This is a genomic window from Massilia sp. SYSU DXS3249, assembly GCF_053668055.1.
In genome coordinates, this window is sequence record NZ_JBSIPX010000019.1 from 86,260 (window position 1) to 102,781 (window position 16,522).

Consider the following 16,522-nt stretch of genomic DNA (forward strand, 5'->3'; position numbering starts at 1 on the left):
CGGTGCTGCTGCTTGGATGGTAGCGCGGATGTTGCCAGAACGCTACCACCAGTAAAGTGGCGTCCCTCCTCGATTGGGCAAAAAAAACGGCACCCGAAGGTGCCGTCTCGTTCAGCCAACCACCAATTACTCGGTGTCGCTGTGGTGCTCAGTCGTCTGCGCCTGAGCCTGATCTTCCATCGCCTGCAGCTCCGCAGCCATATTGGCCTTCTCCTGCTGCAGCAGTGCCTGGCGCTCTTCCGCCTCCCACACTTCCTTCTCCTTGCGGGCGCGGTGGAATGCCAGACCGGTACCGCCAGGAATCAGGCGGCCGACGATGACGTTTTCCTTTAGGCCGCATAGACCGTCGCGCCGGGAAGCACTGATCTATTCTGGCGTGCAGGAATCGGACACGAAAAATGTGTCCGGCAAGGCGTAAACCGGAGCGATACCGTGGTATCGCGAGGATTTACAACGCAGCAGGACGCATTTTCTCGTGGTCGAGACCGCCGCCGGAATAGATCAGTGCTTCCCTGCCCATGATGTCGTTGATCTTCACGCCCTGCAGACGGTAGACGTCCTGCACTTCGTCGACGATGTCGCGGGCCAGCGCTTCGATACCCAGCAGGCGCAGGATGTCCTGCGGATCGGCCGGACCATCGACGATCATCTCGCCCTTGTTCACCACCTGACCGTCGTGCACCAGCACCTGCTTGTCCTTGGTAATCAGGAACTCGTGCTTGTTGCCGTCCATGTCCGTGATTTCCAGACGCTGCTTGCCCTTGGTTTCCTTACCGAAGGCAACCGTACCGGTGACTTCGGCCAGCATGCCCGCGTCTTTCGGCGAACGCGCTTCGAACAGTTCGGCAACCGATATTAATGTTACTGCGATGAGAAATTGAATCTAAGCTTATCGCAACATGCACGTGCGCTAGAAGTAACGTAACGCTCCTGTCGCCACCCCTAACAACGCACCATGTTTCCTTTTCGCAAGCACCCTGATACTATGTTAAAACTTTATAAGGCCCAAGATGAAAATCACAAAAATATCTGTATCGAAACTTTTCGGAGTATTCAATCATTCCATCCCTCTAGATCAGCGTAGCGGTATTACGATAATTATCGGCGAAAACGGACTAGGAAAAACCGTAATACTCGAATCGGTGCATGCCTTTTTCAAAAAGAATTTCTCCTTTTTTAAGAAGCTTGAGTTCGAATCTCTTAAATTTCACTTCGATAACGGAGAAATGTGGGATGTGGTACGTCGATTAGATGGACAATTAATGTCGCTATATATCTTACGTTGGTCCCAATCAAAAAAAGAATGGACGAAACCGTTCAGATTTTATGCGGCAAACGTACAGGAAAAAACTGTGGCAAAAAATAGAATCTATTCGACAGCCTACCAGCGAGCTTTTACCGAGAGATATCTTGAATCGTTAGACGAGATAAGTGACATATCGACTCGGCGATTGGCAGAAATTGAACTCCATAATCGGAACCGTATGCTTCACTATTTCGACATGGAGGAAGAAACATCGCCTAAGAAGTTGCCTCAATGGCTAAGTGATGGAATTCAGAAAGTTGAAATCAAAATTATTGAAACGCAGCGGATTATGACTGCCAAAGAGCAGGGAAGTGACGCATACGTTCGTACAGTACAAAAGTTCTCCAACGAACTTGTTGAGAAAATTTCTAATTTATCTAAGAAATCTGCCGAAGTATCTACAACTTTAGATTCCAGTTATCCGAATAGATTGATGCAAAAGCTCCGCCAAGGCCAATCAGATAACTATGACACGTTAAATTACGCCCTTAGCAAACTCGATGAACGTCGAAAATTATTAAGTGCAACTGGGCTTATAGAAAACATATCGGGTAATGATGTACTCCAGATAAATAGCTCAGATTTGGCACTTTTCAATCCACTGAAGTTATACATTGATGACAGCAATCAAAAACTTGCCCCATATGATGATATGGCTGAGAAGATCAGCCTTTTCAAAGGTATTTTAAACAAAAGGTTTAAGCACAAAAATATCGAAGTTAATAAAAGTACTGGGTTCGTCTTTAGGTCAAGAGTTCAGCACGATCGTAGTGGAAATTTCGAGATCATACCGCCTTCTAAGTTGTCATCAGGCGAGCAGCATGAATTAGTTATGTTTTACGACCTAATTTTCAACTCAAAGAAGGGCGATACAATCCTTATTGATGAACCCGAATTATCGCTGCACATATCTTGGCAAAACCAATTTATTAACGATCTAAAAGATGTGACGTCGATGAATAATGTTTCAGTCGTTATCGCAACTCACTCGCCAGATATTATCGCAGAGAATTGGGATCTCAAAGTAGAGTTGATTGGCCTCGAATAATGGAACAGTATATCACTGCAGATAGGATCGCCAACGCGATCTGTCAGGATACGGTGTTTAAAGGCTTCATTGTCTTAATTGAAGGAAAAAAAGATCAGAAGCTTTATTCAAAGTTTTTTAATAAACAGAATGCACGCCTTGTTCAGACATTCGGCAAATATAAGCAACGAGATGCTTATCAAATTCTCTCGGATCGCGGATTTTTAAGAAAGATTGCCATCCGGGATGCCGATTATTTACGCATTCCCGGAAACAATAAGTATGATGCCGCTTACAATGCTGACATATTTCCCACAGATTATCATGACTCGGAAATAATGATTGCAAATAGCCGGGCATTTGACAACTTCATTTCAGTGCTATTTGACGAAGAAAAACTTTCCGCCTACGAAAAAGCCATTGGCAAAGACTTTCGATCATTAATTTTCGAACTAGCTTATGTCCTCGGCTGTCTCAAATTAGCCAACAAGCGTTACAACTTGGGACTCAGCTTTAAGCCAGCGCGCGTTGACGGAAACAAGTTGAAAATAAACAAGTTTTTAAACTTGACAGGGCTTCCCTCAATAAACAAGGATGTGCTAATTAACACAATTTATGAGTATTCGAAGAACCGTGATGCGGTGGTCGCACAACGGGCGGCGATTTCGCAAAAGTTAGATTTAATTTTAGCGGAAAATTATCCAATTTTAGAAGTCTGCAATGGGCATGATGTATGCGAGATTATTTCCATCCTTTCAAAAGATGCATTGAAAAATGAAAATAAAGCATTACAAAACGCAGATACTGTCGAAGACATGCTGAGGCTTGCATTCGATAATGTTGAGTTCATGAAAACGAATTTAGCTAATCTACTAAATTGCTGGCAGCAAAAATCAGGAAAAAAAATATTCGCTTAATTGAAAACGGCAATGGTCGCGATGCGGTCCTAGTTAGCATAGTCAATGGCATGAACGTCACTGCCTGGTGGCATTATCTTCAACGTAAAAAAGCGCACCCTAAGGGTGCCCTTTTGCCGAGAAATACTTAGCAGCTATCTAAGTTATTCGCCGTCGCCACGATGCTCAGCCGGAGCCCAAGCATTCTGCTAGTCTTGGAACGAGGCGGCCGAGATGAGGGAATTGGGTGACAGCGATGCGTTGGTAATACCCCGCAGCACGTTTTCGTAGATTGTCAGCAGCTTGCCTGCGGCGTCCATGCGGTCGTTCTCTTCCAGCAGCTCCGAACGATCCACCTGCTCGCCGACGATGTAATCGGTTCTGACGGCTTCAACGATCGCCCGCGCAGCGCTGCATCTGGCGAACAATCACTGCGATGTGCTTGTCTTTGATCTCACGACCTGCAGACGGCAGACGTCTTGTACTTCGTCGACGATGTAGTAGGCCAGCGCTTTGATACCTAGCGGGCACAGGATTTCCTGCGGATCAGCCGAACCGTCGGCGATCATCCGGCCCTTCTACTCAGCAAAAAAAAACGGCACCCGAAGGTGCCGTCTTGTTCAGTTAACGCTTGATTACTCAGCGTCGCCGTGATGCTCAGTCGTCTGCGCCTGAGCCTGGTCTTCCATCGCCTGCAGCTCAGCAGCCATATTGGCCTTCTCCTGCTGCAGCAGTGCCTGGCGCTCTTCCGCCTCCCACACTTCCTTCTCTTTGCGGGCGCGGTGGAATGCGAGACCGGTACCGCCAGGAATCAGGCGGCCGACGATGACGTTTTCCTTCAGGCCGCGCAGACCGTCGCGCTTGCCCATGATCGCCGCTTCGGTGAGGACGCGGGTGGTTTCCTGGAACGATGCGGCCGAGATGAAGGAGTCGGTCGACAGCGATGCCTTGGTAATACCCAGCAGCACGTTTTCGTAGGTTGCTGGCAGTTTGCCTGCGGCGTCCATACGGTCGTTCTCTTCCAGCAGCTCCGAACGCTCGACCTGCTCGCCGACGATGTAGTCGGTGTCGCCGGCTTCCACGATCGCTACACGGCGCAGCATCTGACGAACAATCACTTCGATGTGCTTGTCGTTGATCTTCACGCCCTGCAGACGGTAGACGTCCTGCACTTCGTCGACGATGTAGCGGGCCAGCGCTTCGATACCCAGCAGGCGCAGGATGTCCTGCGGATCGGCCGGACCATCGACGATCATCTCGCCCTTGTTCACCACCTGACCGTCGTGCACCAGCACTTGCTTGTCCTTGGTAATCAGGAACTCGTGCTTGTTGCCGTCCATGTCCGTGATTTCCAGACGCTGTTTGCCCTTGGTTTCCTTACCGAAGGCGACGGTACCGGTGACTTCGGCCAGCATGCCCGCGTCTTTCGGCGAACGTGCTTCGAACAGTTCGGCAACGCGCGGCAGACCACCGGTAATGTCACGGGTCTTCTGCGATTCGGTCGGGATACGTGCCAGCACTTCACCCACCGAGACAGCCTGGCCGTCCTTCACCATGATCAGCGAGCCGACCTGGAAACCGATCGTCACGGCGTGTTCGGTGCCGGCGATCTTGACTTCCTGGTTCTCTTCGTTCAGCAGTTTCACCTGCGGACGCAGCACTTTACCCGAACCGCGGCGCTTCGGATCGATCGCGACCAGGGTCGACAGACCGGTCACTTCGTCGACCTGGCGAGCGACGGTGACGCCCTCTTCCACGTTCTCGAAGCGGATCGTACCGGCGTACTCGGTAATGATCGGACGGGTTAGCGGGTCCCAGGTTGCCAGGGCGGTACCGGCTTTCACGGTCATGCCGTCCTTGACGATCAGGCTCGCACCGTACGGCACCTTGTGGCGCTCGCGCTCGCGGCCGTGGTCGTCCGTGATCAGGACTTCGCCCGAACGCGAGATGACGATCTGCACGCCCTTGCCGTTGGTGACGTAACGCATGGTCGAAGTGAAACGGACGGTGCCGTTCGACTTCGCTTCCACCGACGAGGCCACTGCTGCACGCGATGCCGCACCACCGATGTGGAAGGTACGCATGGTCAGCTGGGTACCTGGCTCACCGATCGACTGTGCCGCCACGACGCCGACTGCTTCGCCGCTGTTGACCAGCATGCCGCGGCCGAGGTCACGGCCGTAGCACTTGGCGCACAGGCCATAGCGCGTGTCGCAGTTCAGCGGGGTGCGGACCTTGACTTCGTCGATGCCCAGACGCTCGATCTCTTCGACCATGTCTTCGTCCAGCAGCGTGCCGGCTTCGTACACAGTGGCTTGCGTTTCCGGATTGACGACATCGGTGCCGGTCACGCGGCCGAGGATACGGTCGCGCAGCGGTTCGATGACTTCACCACCTTCGACCATCGCCTTCATGTGCGTGCCGTTGGTCGTGCCGCAATCGTCCTCGATGACCACCAGATCCTGGGTCACGTCGACCAGGCGGCGGGTCAGGTAACCCGAGTTTGCCGTCTTCAGCGCGGTGTCGGCCAGACCCTTACGGGCGCCGTGCGTCGAGATGAAGTACTGCAACACGTTCAGGCCTTCGCGGAAGTTCGCGGTAATCGGCGTTTCGATAATCGAACCGTCCGGCTTGGCCATCAGGCCTCGCATACCGGCCAGCTGGCGAATCTGGGCTGCCGAACCACGGGCGCCCGAGTCGGCCATCATGTAAATCGCGTTGAACGATTCCTGGGTGCCTTCGGTGCCGTCACGCCTGGTGACCGGTTCCACTTTCAGCTGGTCCATCATCGCCTTGCCGACTTCATCGGAGGTCTTGCCCCAGATGTCGACGACCTTGTTGTAACGCTCGCCGGCGGTGACCAGACCCGAAGCGTACTGCTGCTCGATCTGCTTCACTTCTGCTTCGGCGGTCGCGATCATACCCTTCTTGACGTCCGGGATCAGCATGTCGTCGACGGCGATCGAGATACCGGCGCGGGTCGCCAGGCGGAAGCCCGACTGCATCAGCTTGTCGGCAAACACGACGGTCGCACGCAGGCCGCACTTGCGGAACGACGTGTTGATCAGCTTCGAGATTTCCTTCTTCTTCAGCGCGCGGTTCAGCACCGAGAACGGCAGGCCTTTCGGCAGGATCTCGGAGAGAATTGCACGGCCGACGGTCGTCTCGTAACGGGTCACGGTGCGCTGGAATTCATCGCTGCCGGCAACACGTGGGTACTCGACGATACGCACGGTGATGCGGGTCGCCAGTTCGACTTCCTTGTTGTCGTAGGCACGGATGACTTCCGACACGTCCGGGAACAGCATGCCCTCGCCCTTGGCGTTGATCGCCTCGCGGGTCGCGTAGTACAGACCGAGCACGATATCCTGCGACGGCACGATCGACGGCTCGCCGTTCGACGGGAACAGGATGTTGTTCGACGCCAGCATCAGGGTACGTGCTTCCATCTGCGCTTCGATCGACAGCGGCACGTGGACTGCCATCTGGTCACCGTCGAAGTCGGCGTTGAACGCCGCGCAGACCAGCGGGTGCAGCTGGATGGCTTTACCTTCGATCAGGACCGGCTCGAACGCCTGGATACCGAGACGGTGCAGGGTTGGTGCACGGTTCAGCATCACCGGGTGTTCCTTGATGACGTCTTCGAGGATGTCCCAGACCACCGGTTCCTGGATTTCGACCAGCTTCTTGGCCGCCTTGATGGTCGTCGCCAGACCCATCAGTTCGAGCTTGTTGAAGATGAACGGCTTGAACAGTTCCAGGGCCATCAGCTTCGGCAGGCCGCACTGGTGCAGTTTCAGCTGCGGACCGACCACGATGACCGAACGGCCAGAGTAGTCGACGCGCTTGCCCAGCAGGTTCTGACGGAAACGGCCGCCCTTACCCTTGATCATTTCAGCCAGCGACTTCAGCGGACGCTTGTTGGCGCCGGTCATCGCCTTGCCGCGACGGCCGTTGTCCAGCAGCGAATCGACTGCTTCCTGCAACATGCGCTTTTCGTTACGCGTAATGATTTCCGGAGCGCGCAGTTCCATCAGGCGCTTCAGGCGGTTATTACGGTTGATGACGCGGCGATACAGGTCGTTCAGGTCGGAGGTCGCGAAACGGCCGCCATCCAGAGGGACGAGCGGACGCAGCTCCGGCGGCAGGACCGGGAGCACTTCCATGATCATCCAGTCAGGCTTGATGCCCGAACGCTGGAACGCCTCGAGCACTTTCAGGCGCTTGGCGTATTTCTTGATCTTCGCTTCGGACTTCGATTCCTTCAGTTCCACGCGCAGGGCTTCGGCATCGCGGTGGATGTCGATCGAGCGCAGCAGTTCACGGATACCTTCGGCGCCCATGTAGGCGGTGAAGTCGTCGCCGTACTCTTCGTACTTGGCGGCGTAATCGTCTTCCGACATGATCTGGCACTTCTTCAGCGGGGTCATGCCGGGATCGGTGACCACATATGCTTCGAAGTACAGGACGCGTTCGATATCGCGCAGCGTCATGTCCAGGACCATGCCCAGGCGCGACGGCAGCGACTTCAGGAACCAGATGTGCGCGGTTGGCGAAGCCAGTTCGATGTGGCCCATGCGCTCGCGGCGCACCTTGGCCAGCGTGACTTCGACGCCGCACTTTTCGCAGATGACGCCGCGGTGCTTCAGGCGCTTGTATTTGCCGCACAGGCACTCGTAATCCTTGATCGGGCCAAAGATCTTGGCGCAGAACAGGCCGTCACGCTCAGGCTTGAAGGTACGGTAGTTGATGGTCTCGGGCTTCTTGACTTCACCGAACGACCACGAACGAATTTTTTCGGGCGACGCCAGGCCAATCTTGATGGCGTCGAAGCTTTCATTTTGCTGTACTTGCTTGAATAGATCGAGCAGTGCTTTCATGTATCACTCCAGAGGTGACTAAATTTCTATTTCGGGACGTGTAAAAAACATCCCAAACCAAGCGGCATGTCGAAAGGGGAACGGGAGTACTTTGGGGCTCCCGTCCAGAAAGCAAGGCCGATGTGCCTGGCCTTGCCTCCCTTTTCTCTGCTTCTTAGTTACGCTCGAGGTCGATATCGATACCCAGCGAGCGGATTTCCTTGACCAGCACGTTGAACGATTCAGGCATGCCGGCGTCGATCACGTGGTCGCCCTTGACCAGGTTCTCGTACACCTTGGTACGGCCATTCACGTCATCCGACTTGACCGTCAGCATTTCCTGCAGCACGTACGATGCGCCGTACGCTTCCAGTGCCCACACCTCCATCTCACCGAAGCGCTGGCCACCGAACTGGGCTTTACCGCCCAGCGGCTGCTGCGTCACCAGCGAGTACGGACCGGTCGAACGGGCGTGCATCTTGTCGTCGACCAGGTGGTGCAGCTTCAGCATGTGCATGAAGCCGACGGTGACCTTGCGCTCGAACGCTTCGCCGGTGCGGCCGTCGTGCATCGTGACCTGGTTCTTCGACGGCGTCATGCCCAGGTGGGCGGCGATGTCGTCCGGGAACGCCAGGTCCAGCATGCGGCGGATGTCGTCCTCATGGGCGCCGTCGAACACCGGCGTCGCGAACGGCACGCCGTTCTTGAGGTTGTGCGCCAGGCTCAGGATTTCTTCATCGCTGAAGCTGTCCAGGTCTTCGCCGCGGCCGGTTTCGTTGTAGATCTTGCCCAGGAAGGTACGCAGGTCTTGCGCCTTCGCTTGCGCGGCCAGCATTTCGCCGATACGCCAGCCCAGGCCCTTGGCTGCCCAACCGAGGTGGGTTTCCAGGATCTGACCGACGTTCATACGCGACGGAACGCCCAGCGGGTTCAGCACGACGTCAGCCGGACGGCCATCGGCCATGAACGGCATGTCTTCGACCGGCACGATACGCGAGACCACACCCTTGTTACCGTGGCGGCCCGCCATCTTGTCGCCCGACTGCAGGCGGCGCTTGACGGCCAGGTAAACCTTGACCATCTTCTGCACGCCAGGCTGCAGCTCGTCGCCTTGCGTCAGCTTCTTGCGCTTTTCTTCGAAGGCCAGGTCGTACTGGTGACGCTTCTCGTTGATCGATTCCTTGATCGCTTCGAGCGCGTTCGCCGATTCGTCGTCCGCCGGGCGGATGTCGAACCAGTGGAACTTGTCCAGGTCAGCCAGGTATTCCGAGGTGATGACCGCACCCTTGGCCAGCTTCTTCGGACCGCCGTTGACGACCTTACCGACGAGCATGCGCTCGAGACGCTGGAAGGCGTCGCCTTCCACGATACGCATCTGGTCGTTCAGGTCCAGGCGGAAGCGCTTCAGCTCGTCGTCAATGATCTGCTGTGCACGCTTGTCGCGGGTGATGCCTTCGCGGGTGAACACTTGCACGTCGATGACGGTGCCGACCATGCCCGAAGGCACGCGCAGCGAGGTGTCTTTCACGTCCGATGCTTTTTCGCCGAAGATCGCGCGCAGCAGCTTCTCTTCCGGGGTCAGCTGGGTCTCGCCCTTCGGGGTGACCTTACCGACCAGCACGTCGCCGGCGGTGACTTCCGCGCCGATGTAGACGATGCCCGATTCATCCAGGCGCGCCAGCTGGTTTTCCGCCAGGTTCGAGATGTCGCGGGTGATTTCTTCCGCGCCGAGCTTGGTGTCGCGGGCGACAACCGACAGCTCTTCGATGTGGATCGAGGTGTAACGGTCGTCCTTGACGACGTTTTCCGAGATCAGGATCGAATCTTCGAAGTTCAGGCCGTTCCATGGCATGAACGCGACCAGCATGTTCTGGCCCAGTGCCAGCTCGCCCAGGTCGGTCGATGCGCCGTCGGCAATCACGTCGCCACGGGCAACGCGGTCGCCAACCTGCACGATCGGACGCTGGTTGATGTTGGTGTTCTGGTTCGAACGGGTGTACTTGATCAGGTTGTAGATGTCGACACCGACTTCACCGGCTTGCGCCTCGTCGTCGTTGACACGGATAACCACACGGCCCGCGTCGATGTAGTCGACGACGCCGCCGCGCACGGCCTGCACGGTGGTGCCCGAGTCGACCGCGACGGTGCGCTCGATACCGGTACCGACCACGGCCTTTTCAGGACGCAGGCAAGGAACGGCCTGACGCTGCATGTTCGCGCCCATCAGTGCACGGTTCGCGTCATCGTGCTCGAGGAACGGAATCAGCGAGGCTGCGACCGAGACGATCTGGCCTGGCGCCACGTCCATGTACTGGATGCGCTCTGGCGAGACGAGGATGGTTTCGCCGGCTTCACGTGCCGAGACCAGTTCGTCGACCAGCTGGCCTTCCGGGTTGATCGCCGCGTTCGCCTGGGCGATGATGTAGCGGCCTTCTTCGATGGCGGACAGGTAGTCGATCTTGTCGGTCACCTTCGAACCTTCGACCTTGCGGTACGGGGTTTCCAGGAAGCCGTATTCGTTCAGGCGGGCGTACAGAGCCAGCGAGTTGATCAGGCCGATGTTCGGGCCTTCAGGCGTTTCGATCGGGCAGACGCGGCCGTAGTGGGTCGGGTGCACGTCGCGCACCTCGAAGCCGGCGCGTTCGCGGGTCAGGCCGCCAGGGCCGAGGGCGGAAACGCGGCGCTTGTGCGTGATTTCCGACAGCGGGTTGGTCTGGTCCATGAACTGCGACAGCTGCGACGAACCGAAGAATTCACGGATCGCGGCCGAGATCGGCTTGCTGTTGATCAGGTCGTGCGGCATCAGGTTGTCCGCTTCGGCCTGGCCGAGGCGTTCCTTCACGGCGCGCTCGACGCGCACGAGGCCTGCACGGAACTGGTTTTCGGCCAGTTCGCCCACGCAACGCACGCGGCGGTTACCCAGATGATCGATGTCGTCGACTTCGCCGCGGCCATTGCGCAGCTCGACCAGGATCTTGATCACGGCCAGGATGTCATCGTTCGACAGGGTCATGGCGCCGGTCAGCTCGTCGCGGCCGATGCGGCGGTTGAACTTCATGCGGCCGACGGCCGACAGGTCGTAACGCTCAGGGCTGTAGAACAGGCCGTTGAACAGGGCTTCGACCGATTCTTCGGTCGGCGGTTCGCCAGGACGCATCATGCGGTAGATCGCCACGCGCGCGGCCATCTGGTCGGCGGTGTCGTCGGTGCGCAGGGTGGTCGAGATGTAGCCGCCCTGGTCCAGGTCGTTGGTGTACAGGGTCTGGATGGCGTCGACGTTGGCGTCGCGCAGCTTGCCCAGCAGCTCGTCGGTCAGCTCGTCGTTCGCGTTGGCGATGATTTCGCCGGTGTCGCTGTCGACGATGTTGCGGGCCAGGATGCGGCCGAGCAGGTAGTCTTCAGGAACAGAGATCGACTTGATGCCGGCCGCTTCGATGTCGCGCACATGCTTGGCATTGATGCGCTTGTCCTTGGTGACGATGGTCTTGCCGGTCTTCGGATCGACGATGTCGAAGCGCGCGACTTCGCCGCGCAGCCGCTCGGACACGAATTCGATTTCCCCGCCTTCCGAGCGCAGGGTGAAGTTGTCGAACACGAAGAAGTTCGCCAGAATCTGTTCCGGCGTCATGCCAATGGCCTTCAGCAGGATCGTCACCGGCATCTTGCGGCGGCGGTCGACGCGGAAGAACAGGATGTCTTTCGGGTCGAACTCGAAGTCCAGCCACGAGCCGCGGTAAGGAATGATACGTGCCGAGAAGAGCAGCTTGCCCGACGAGTGCGTCTTGCCGCGGTCGTGTTCGAAGAACACGCCCGGCGAGCGGTGCAGCTGGGAGACGATCACACGTTCGGTGCCGTTGATGACGAACGAACCGTTGGCGGTCATGAGCGGCAATTCGCCCATGTACACTTCCTGCTCCTTCATTTCCTTGACGACCGGCTTGGTCGGCGATTCCTTGTCCAGGATCACCAGGCGCACTTTGGCACGCAGCGGCGAGGCAAAGGTCAGGCCGCGCTGCTGGCATTCCTTGACGTCAAACGCGGGGTCGCCCAGCACGTAGGACAGGAATTCGAGGCGAGCGAAGCCGTTGTGCGACACGATCGGGAAGATCGAGCTGAAAGCCGACTGCAGGCCTTCGTTCTTGCGGGCGGAAGGACCAGCGTCCGCTTGCAGGAAGTTCTCGTAGGATTCAAGCTGGGTAGCCAGAAGATATGGAACGTTGTGAACGTTGGCGCGCTTCGCGAACGACTTGCGAATGCGTTTCTTCTCAGTAAATGAGTAGTGCATGGACACTCCGTGAGTGACAGAAAGGATGAGAATTCAGGGATTGCCAGTGGTGGAGCGACCACATACAAGGCCTCAAGTCTCTTGCTGTTCCATCAGATGAAAAGGACAAGCTACTGCTGTGCTACGATTTATTACGGTAAAGCGGTACTGCCGGGGGTATTACGTTTGCCGCAGGGACGACAAAAGAGCCAAAGCCGCAGCACCGCCTTCCGGCGGGGCTTGCAAGCTTTGACTCCGGCTTTGGGCGCCTTGCGACGCCCATTGCTTTTTATTACTTCAGGTCAGCCTTGGCGCCTGCGTCTTCCAGCTTCTTCTTAGCGGCTTCAGCGTCAGCTTTCGGCATGGCTTCTTTCACGGTCTTCGGTGCGCCGTCGACGACGTCTTTGGCTTCCTTCAGGCCCAGGCCGGTGATTTCACGGACGGCCTTGATGACGCCGACCTTGTTGGCGCCGACTTCGGTCAGGACCAGGTTGAATTCGGTCTGCTCTTCGACAGCAGCAGCAGCAGCGCCGCCGCCAGCTGCCGGTGCTGCCATTGCAGCTGCCGACACGCCGAACTTCTCTTCGAATGCCTTGACCAGTTCGTTCAGGTCCATGACGGACATTTCGCTCACTGCGTTCAGGATATCGTCTTTGCTAATTGCCATTTGAAACTCCAGATTTGTATGTGTTTGTAGTACAGATTAGTGTCTTGAGAAAAAAGGCCGCGCTTACGCTGCAGCGGTTTCTTCGGCTGCAGGAGCAGCTTCCGAACCTTCGCCTTTTTTCGCTGCCAGGGCAGCCAGACCACGTGCAAAGCCCGACACCGGAGCCAGCATCACGCCCAACAGCTGCGAGATGAGGACTTCACGGGATGGGATGCTTGCCAACGCGGTAACACCAGCTACGTCGAGCTGCTTACCTGCGTAGTTACCGGCTTTCACGACCAGCTTGTCGTTGGTTTTGGCGAAGTCGTTGATGACTTTCGCTGCTGCAACGGCGTCGTCCGAGATCGAGTAGATCAGCGGACCGGTCATGGCGTCAGCCAGCGGGGCAAACTGCGTGCCTTCGACAGAGCGGCGTGCCAGCGTGTTCTTCAGAACACGCAGGTACACACCCTGCGAGCGCGCGGCTGCACGGAGTTTCGTCAAGTGACTAACCTGGATGCCACGGTACTCGGCCACGACGATCGTTTGCGCGGTTGCTACTTTCGCGCTCACTTCTTCGACGACGGCCTTTTTGTCATTCAGATTAAGACCCACGGTCAATCTCCTTAATTAATGCGAACAAAAGCGTTCGCATCGGTTCGAACACGGCGTCCGAAGTTAAGAAGTCAAACTAACGCGGATGAATTCACGCAGCATGGACTACAAAACTTGTTCGGGTACACCATCTGCGTTGGGTGATGTATTAACCGGTTGCCCAACCACTGCTCCCGGCCCAACGGTCTTTGACTGCCTGCCGGAGCTTATTGAATAAACCCCGACAGCCCAAAGATGCGCCCCGCGCTGTTCTGCGGGGACTTGATTCTTTAAAACTTAAGCGGCGATCGAAGCGTGATCGACACGGACGCCGGCGCCCATGGTCGACGAGATCGCGACCTTGCGCAGGTACACGCCCTTCGAGGTGGCCGGCTTGGCCTTGTTCAGTGCGTCGATCAGGGCAGCCAGGTTGGCCTTCAGGTCGGCGTCGTTGAACGACTTGCGGCCGATGGTCGCGTGGATGATGCCCGACTTGTCGGTACGGTACTGGACTTGACCGGCTTTGGCGTTACGGACCGCGCCAGCGACGTCAGGGGTGACGGTGCCGACTTTCGGGTTTGGCATCAGGCCGCGTGGGCCCAGGATCTGGCCCAGGGTACCGACGATACGCATGGTGTCAGGCGAGGCGATGACGACGTCGAACGGCATGTCGCCGGCTTTGACGCGCTCGGCCAGGTCTTCCATACCGACGATGTCGGCGCCGGCTGCTTTAGCAGCTTCAGCCTTGTCGCCCGAAGCGAAGACGGCGACGCGCACTTCCTTGCCGGTGCCTGCTGGCAGGACGACCGAACCACGAACGACCTGGTCCGACTTCTTCGGATCCACGCCCAGCTGAACGGCGACATCGATCGACTCGTTGAACTTGGCGGTTGCGAATTCCTTGACGATCGACAGTGCGTTGTCGAAGGCGTAGACCTTGTTACGGTCGACTTTCGCTTTCATTTCTTTGACGCGCTTGGACAGCTTAGCCATTACACACCCTCCACCGTGATGCCCATCGAACGTGCCGAGCCGGCGATGATACGCACAGCGGCGTCCATGTCGGCAGCGGTCAGGTCCGGCTGCTTGGTTTTTGCGATTTCTTCAGCCTGTGCACGGGTCAGCGTGCCAACCTTGTCGGTATGTGGCTTCGGCGAACCCTTGGTGATGCCAGCGGCTTTCTTGATCAGGTAGGTTGCCGGTGGGGTCTTCATCACGAAGGTGAAAGACTTGTCGGCAAATGCGGTGATCACGACCGGAATTGGCATGCCTGGCTCGAGACCCTGGGTCTGGGCGTTGAACGCCTTGCAGAATTCCATGATGTTCAGGCCGCGCTGACCGAGTGCTGGACCGATCGGTGGGGATGGGTTTGCTTTACCAGCTGCCACTTGCAGCTTGATAAAACCAATAATCTTCTTGGCCATGATGGCTCCTTGGTTGCTTTGAGTAGTAGCGCCCCACCACTACTACTCTGCGGCGGGGCTCCTCTTACCGGATTCCGCCTTGCTGCTGCGACGCTCCGATTACTGCGTTTAAACTTTTTCTACCTGCCCGAACTCCAGTTCCACCGGAGTTGCGCGGCCGAAGATGGTGACAGTCACACGCACCTTCGATTTTTCGTAATTCACTTCTTCGACGTTGCCGTTGAAGTCGGTGAACGGGCCTTCCTTGATACGGACCTGCTCGCCCACTTCGTACAGCACTTTCGGCCTTGGCTTCTCGACGCCTTCCTGGACCTGCTGCATGATCTTGTCGATCTCGCGCGCTGGAATCGGGGTTGGCTTGTTCGATTTGCCGCCGATGAAACCGGTGACCTTGCTGGTGTTCTTCACCAGGTGCCAGGTCTCGTCGGTCATTTCCATCTCGACCAGCACGTAGCCAGGGAAGAAGCGGCGCTCGGTAACCGATTTGCTGCCATTCTTGACTTCCACGACTTCTTCGGTCGGCACCAGGATCTGGCCGAACTGCTCGCTCATGCCGGCGCGCTCGATGCGCTCGGTCAGGGCGCGCATGACGCTCTTTTCCATGCCGGAGTAGACGTGAACGACGTACCAGCGCTTGTTGCTGACCGGGACACTTACCGGTGCGCCAGCGTCTTGTGCCGGGACATCGCCCGGCACGTTATCTTGTACGTTATCGCTCATTATTTATTTCCACCCAAGGACCAGGTCGTACAACAGGAAGCCCAACAGCTTATCCGTGCCCCACAGGAACAACGCCATCACGACAACGAAGCCGAACACGATCAGGGTGATCGAGGTAGCTTCCTTACGGGTCGGCCAGACAACCTTTTTGGTTTCGCGGACAGACTCTTTGGCGAAGTTCAGGAACTCGCGGCCGGAGGTGGAGGTCCACAAAAGCAGGACAGCAAAAACTAAACCAGCCACGAGGGCGCCGCCGGCGACCAAGGCTGGTTTGTTTTGGCCTTTCAGGTAAAAGAACCCGATTACGCCTGCAATCGCGGCAACCACCGCCAGGGCCACCTTAAACTTGTCATTCGAGGTGCTTACGGTTTGCACGGATTGATTAGACATTCTTCTTTACTTTCGGTGCTGCGCACCAGAATTCGGTGGCAGGGGCGGAGGGAATCGAACCCGCGACCTTCGGTTTTGGAGACCGACGCTCTGCCAATTGAGCTACACCCCTACGAAGACTTCAGCTGAATCGCGCATTCTACACCATACGCGCGTATGGTGGGGAATGTTTTTGAAGAGGTAGTTGGCACTACCTCTTCGGTACAACAAACTACTTTATTACTTAGGCAATGATCTTTGCAACCACGCCGGCGCCGACGGTACGGCCGCCTTCGCGGATTGCGAAGCGCAGACCTTCTTCCATCGCGATCGGGTTGATCAGCTTGACGGTGATCGACACGTTATCGCCTGGCATGACCATTTCCTTGTCCGCTGGCAGCTCGATCGAGCCGGTCA

12 protein-coding genes, 1 tRNA gene and 2 pseudogenes are annotated in these 16,522 nt (G+C 56.8%); 2 read left to right on the top strand and 13 right to left on the bottom strand.

Going from position 1 to position 16,522, the window contains the following annotated elements; genetic code table 11:
- Positions 1–126: 126 nt before the first annotated feature.
- Together ACWCIA_RS19430 and ACWCIA_RS19435 are read right to left on the bottom strand one after the other, a co-directional pair.
- Entirely contained in the window at positions 127–252 is a 126-nt protein-coding gene (locus tag ACWCIA_RS19430; protein ID WP_454165955.1) for a hypothetical protein, read from the bottom strand.
- Positions 253–273: 21 nt separating this feature from the next.
- Positions 274–850, bottom strand: a pseudogene (locus tag ACWCIA_RS19435) (DNA-directed RNA polymerase subunit beta'); the annotation flags it as partial.
- Between the two features lie 160 nt (positions 851–1,010).
- Here ACWCIA_RS19435 and ACWCIA_RS19440 point away from each other — a divergent pair.
- A complete protein-coding gene (locus tag ACWCIA_RS19440; RefSeq protein ID WP_454165939.1) occupies positions 1,011–2,354 on the top strand; it encodes an AAA family ATPase in 1,344 nt (447 codons plus the stop codon).
- Positions 2,354–3,250, top strand: a complete 897-nt coding sequence (locus tag ACWCIA_RS19445) for a hypothetical protein (RefSeq protein ID WP_454165941.1) — start codon at positions 2,354–2,356, stop codon at positions 3,248–3,250. The genes ACWCIA_RS19440 and ACWCIA_RS19445 overlap by 1 nt, the downstream gene beginning before the upstream one ends.
- 191 nt (positions 3,251–3,441) lie before the next feature.
- On the opposite strand, the pseudogene ACWCIA_RS19450 reads toward ACWCIA_RS19445, so the two are convergent.
- The 11 genes and pseudogenes from ACWCIA_RS19450 to ACWCIA_RS19500 form a co-directional block, all read right to left on the bottom strand.
- Positions 3,442–3,807, bottom strand: a pseudogene (locus ACWCIA_RS19450) (hypothetical protein); the annotation flags it as partial.
- Between the two features lie 57 nt (positions 3,808–3,864).
- Positions 3,865–8,109: a DNA-directed RNA polymerase subunit beta' gene (gene rpoC, locus ACWCIA_RS19455; RefSeq protein ID WP_454165942.1), complete on the bottom strand. Its 4,245-nt coding sequence runs from the start codon at positions 8,107–8,109 to the stop codon at positions 3,865–3,867.
- A 154-nt stretch (positions 8,110–8,263) separates the two neighbouring features.
- The gene (rpoB, locus tag ACWCIA_RS19460) at positions 8,264–12,373 is read right to left on the bottom strand and encodes a DNA-directed RNA polymerase subunit beta (RefSeq protein WP_454165944.1); all 4,110 of its coding nucleotides are present in this window, start codon (positions 12,371–12,373) and stop codon (positions 8,264–8,266) included.
- A gap of 271 nt (positions 12,374–12,644) precedes the next feature.
- On the bottom strand, positions 12,645–13,019 hold the full coding sequence (gene rplL, locus ACWCIA_RS19465) for a 50S ribosomal protein L7/L12 (RefSeq protein WP_454165945.1): 375 nt from the start codon (positions 13,017–13,019) through the stop codon (positions 12,645–12,647).
- A gap of 63 nt (positions 13,020–13,082) precedes the next feature.
- Positions 13,083–13,613, bottom strand: coding sequence for a 50S ribosomal protein L10 (gene rplJ / locus ACWCIA_RS19470; RefSeq protein WP_136222033.1), 531 nt, complete (start codon positions 13,611–13,613; stop codon positions 13,083–13,085).
- Between the two features lie 276 nt (positions 13,614–13,889).
- Positions 13,890–14,585, bottom strand: coding sequence for a 50S ribosomal protein L1 (gene rplA / locus ACWCIA_RS19475; protein ID WP_454165947.1), 696 nt, complete (start codon positions 14,583–14,585; stop codon positions 13,890–13,892).
- The gene (rplK, locus tag ACWCIA_RS19480) at positions 14,585–15,016 is read right to left on the bottom strand and encodes a 50S ribosomal protein L11 (protein ID WP_379749691.1); all 432 of its coding nucleotides are present in this window, start codon (positions 15,014–15,016) and stop codon (positions 14,585–14,587) included. Before rplK ends, rplA begins: the two co-directional genes overlap by 1 nt.
- A gap of 108 nt (positions 15,017–15,124) precedes the next feature.
- Positions 15,125–15,736, bottom strand: coding sequence for a transcription termination/antitermination protein NusG (gene nusG / locus ACWCIA_RS19485; protein WP_454165949.1), 612 nt, complete (start codon positions 15,734–15,736; stop codon positions 15,125–15,127).
- Between the two features lie 3 nt (positions 15,737–15,739).
- Positions 15,740–16,126 carry a preprotein translocase subunit SecE gene (gene secE, locus ACWCIA_RS19490; RefSeq protein WP_454165951.1) on the bottom strand — a complete coding sequence of 129 codons (387 nt, stop codon included), beginning with the start codon at positions 16,124–16,126 and terminating at the stop codon, positions 15,740–15,742.
- Positions 16,127–16,162: 36 nt separating this feature from the next.
- Positions 16,163–16,238 (bottom strand) — tRNA-Trp (locus tag ACWCIA_RS19495).
- A gap of 111 nt (positions 16,239–16,349) precedes the next feature.
- Positions 16,350–16,522, bottom strand: a 173-nt coding sequence (locus tag ACWCIA_RS19500; protein WP_454165953.1) for an EF-Tu C-terminal domain-related protein, incomplete at its 5' end; no start/stop codon positions are given.